Here is a 3475-nt window from a genome sequence, read left to right as displayed (position 1 = left end):
GAGCGGGCGCGGGCATGCCGACGAGCGGGCGCATGCGACGGCCCGGGCGGGCGTCATGCGGACGGGCATCATGCGGCGCGAGTGGCCATCACGCGGCCCGGTCGGGAGCGTGGGCGCGGTAGGACGGACGGCGGCTGGACGGCCCGAGGGCGGATGCCTCGGGCGCCAGGACGGCCGGGTCGTAGCAGTGGGGTTGAACGGTGATCGTCGGGACGGGCGGATCGCCGGGGCGAGTGGTCGCCGGAACGAGCGGACCGCCGCGACGGGTGGACCGTCAGGACGGGTGAACCGCCGTGACGAGTGCGTCGTCAGGACGGGTGGGCGAGGGGTCGGGGTGGGAACGCCTGGGCGCCGGGACCGCCGGGGTCAGGGCAGGGCGAGCCAGACGACGGCTGCGACGACCACGACGGCGAGGACGACACCGACGATCAGGCCGACGCGCGGACCACCGGCGGGCGCCGGGGCCGCCGGGCTCTGCGGCACGCCCTCATCGACGAAGGCGCGGAACATCTGGGTACTGCCTGCCGGGTCCGGGATTCCCTCGGGGCCCTGCGGTGCTTGGGGGTTGTGAGCCATAGGCGCGACCTTAGCGAACGCCGGGCCGCCACGGCATCCCGGCCACCTCACAGAACCCTTGCGACCGCTTTAGCCAATGTTTGCCTCGGTGGCCCTGATTCCGCTTGGAGCCGAGCACCCTCGTCCTTATAGTTGCTTAGAGCAACAAACTACGGAGGACAAGGGTGAGCACCACGGCAACGGAGACAACCGCCGTAACGGCCACGAGCGAGATACCGCAGATGTCCCACCGGCAGATCCTGGAGGCCCTCTCCGGACTGCTGCTGGGCATGTTCGTGGCGATCCTCTCGTCCACGGTCGTCTCCAACGCCCTGCCGGAGATCATCTCCGACCTGGGCGGCGGGCAGAGCGCCTACACCTGGGTGGTCACCGCCTCCCTGCTCACCATGACGGCCTCCACCCCGCTCTGGGGCAAGCTGGCCGACCTCTACAGCAAGAAGCTGCTGGTGCAGCTGGCCATCGTCATCTTCGTGCTCGCCTCCGCCGGCGCCGGACTCTCCCAGGACACCGGCACCCTGATCGCCTTCCGCGCGGTGCAGGGCCTCGGCGTGGGCGGCCTGGTCGCACTGGCCCAGGTCATCCTCGCGGCGATGATCTCGCCCCGCGAACGCGGCCGGTACAGCGGCTACTTCGGAGCCACCTTCGCCACCGCCACGGTCGGCGGCCCGCTGCTCGGCGGCGTGATCACCGACACCTCGTGGCTGGGCTGGCGGTGGTGCTTCTACGTCGGCGTGCCCTTCGCCGTCGCGGCCCTGATCGTGCTGCAGAAGACCCTCAAGCTGCCGGTCGTCCGGCGCCCCGGCGTGCGCGTGGACTGGCTGGGCGCGCTCGTCGTCAGCGCTGCCGTCTCGCTGCTCCTCATCTGGGTGACGCTGGCCGGGGACAGCTACGCGTGGATGTCCTGGGAGAGCGTCGTCATGGTCGGCGGCTCCGTCCTGCTCGGCCTGCTGTTCGTGGTCGTCGAGCACCGCGCCGCCGAGCCCATCATGCCGCTGCGGCTGTTCCGCAACCGCACGATCACCCTCACCGCGCTCGCCTCGCTGTTCGTCGGCATCGCCATGTTCGGCGCGACCGTCTTCCTCAGCCAGTACTTCCAGCTGGCCCGAGGCGAGTCGCCGACGATGTCCGGGGTGCTGACCATCCCCATGATCGCCGGACTGTTCCTCTCCTCCACACTCTCCGGGGTGATCATCACCCGCACCGGCCGCTGGAAGGGCTGGCTGGTCGCAGGCGGCGTCGGGGTCACCGCCGGCCTGGGCCTGCTGGGCACCATGCGCCACGACACCCCCTACTGGCACCTCGCCGTCTCCATGGCGCTGCTGGGTCTGGGCATCGGCATGATGATGCAGAACCTCGTGCTCGCCACCCAGAACCAGGTGTCCGTCGCCGACCTCGGCTCGGCCAGCTCGATGATCACGTTCTTCCGCTCGCTGGGCGGCGCGGTCGGCGTCTCGGCGCTCGGCGCGGTACTGGCCACCCGCATCTCGACGTACGTGGACGAGGGCATGGCCAAGGCCGGCGTCCCGGCCGGGACCGGCAGCCCCACCGGCGGCACGATCCCCGACCTGGACGCCCTGCCCGGGCCGATCAGGACCGTCGTCGAGAGCGCCTACGGACACGGCATAGCCGACATCTACCTCTACGCCTCGCCGGCGGCGCTGCTCGCCCTGCTGATGGTGATCTGCGTGAAGGAAGTGCCGCTGAGGACCGCGACCCACCTCCAGCGGACCGACTGAGCGCTGCTGAAGCGCGCCGCCTGACCCGTGACGGGGGCGCTTGGGGGCGGTCCTCAGGGGGCGGCCCGCGCACGGGGTGTGCGTCGCACGCTGTCCGTGCCGGGCGCCGGGGGCGTGCGGGGGGGCGCGGGGCGGAGCCAGGTCAGCCGCGGGGGCGCAGTGCTTCGATGCCGGCCACCAGCAGGTCCAGCGCGGTGTCGAAGTCCTGCTGGCGCATGCCGTCCACCGTGCCCGAGCCCCCCATCTCACGCAGCTCCAACGACTCGGTGTACTCGGGCCGGCCCTCGATCTGCCGGTGGATGTACCGGTAGTAGTCGTCCTTGCCCAGTCCCGCCGAGCGGCAGCGGGCGTTCCAGTTCGCCTCCACGGTCCCGAAGCCGTAGACGAACTGGAAGACGGCCGACAGGGCGCCGGTGAGGCGGTCGTCGGGCAGCCCCGCACGCCGCATCACCTGCTGTGCGGCCCGGGCGAACTCCAGCGCCTGCGGGCCGACGTTCAGGTACTGGCCGATCATCTGGGACACCCAGGGGTGGTTCAGCAGCATCCGCCGGTACTCCGCCGCCAACTCCCGCAGCTCCCCGCGCCACCGCTCGTCAGCCGGCCCTCCCCCGGGACGCGGATCGGACCGCGGCCCGGCGCCGGGGCGGGGGCCGGAGTTGGGGTCAGGCAGGGTGATCTCACCCTGGATCGCGTCCAGGGCCAGCTCCAGCAGGTCGTCCTTGGAGTCGACGTACCAGTACAGGGACATCGCGGTCACGCCGAGTTCGGCCGCCAGCCGCCGCATCGAGAACCTGGCCAGGCCCTCCTCGTCGAGCAGCCGCACGGTGACCGCGGTGATCCTCGTCCGGTCCAGGGCGCCGGGGTGCTCGGGGGCGGACTCCGCCGCCCGCCGCCGGGCGGGGCCTTCGGCGAGCCAGACGCTGGTCCGCGGCGCCGTGCCGGAACGGCTGCCGGATGCCATGGTCGCTCCTCGGGACGGTGACATGGTGCTCGGCCTGATGCTATGCGCCGACCTCGACCGTCGCCGCCGCCGAGCGCTCAGCCCGCCGAAGCAGCACGAAGGCCAGCGCACCCCCGGCGAACACCGCAACCGAGCCGGCCAGTTGGCTGGTCTCGACACCCCGGGCGAACGCGTCCGCCACCGTGGCCCGGTCGGCGCCGCC

At 72.1% G+C, this 3475-nt stretch carries 2 protein-coding genes and 1 pseudogene; 1 reads left to right on the top strand and 2 read right to left on the bottom strand.

Annotation, left to right across the window (positions count from 1 at the left end; genetic code table 11):
* Positions 1-366: 366 nt before the first annotated feature.
* Complete coding sequence (locus ACYVE9_RS19495; protein ID WP_461029172.1) at positions 367-576, bottom strand: hypothetical protein; 210 nt, start codon at positions 574-576, stop codon at positions 367-369.
* Between the two features lie 221 nt (positions 577-797).
* Between ACYVE9_RS19495 and ACYVE9_RS19490 the strand changes: the two are divergent.
* Positions 798-2285, top strand: a pseudogene (locus ACYVE9_RS19490) (MDR family MFS transporter); the annotation flags it as partial.
* 169 nt (positions 2286-2454) lie between these two features.
* On the opposite strand, the gene ACYVE9_RS19485 reads toward ACYVE9_RS19490, so the two are convergent.
* A complete protein-coding gene (locus ACYVE9_RS19485) occupies positions 2455-3273 on the bottom strand; it encodes a TetR/AcrR family transcriptional regulator (RefSeq protein WP_461029171.1) in 819 nt (272 codons plus the stop codon).
* Positions 3274-3475 lie beyond the last annotated feature (202 nt).

This window comes from Streptomyces sparsus (genome assembly GCF_054776295.1).
Note: the sequence above shows the minus strand (reverse complement) of the source record. Positions and strands in the feature narration are given on the sequence as shown.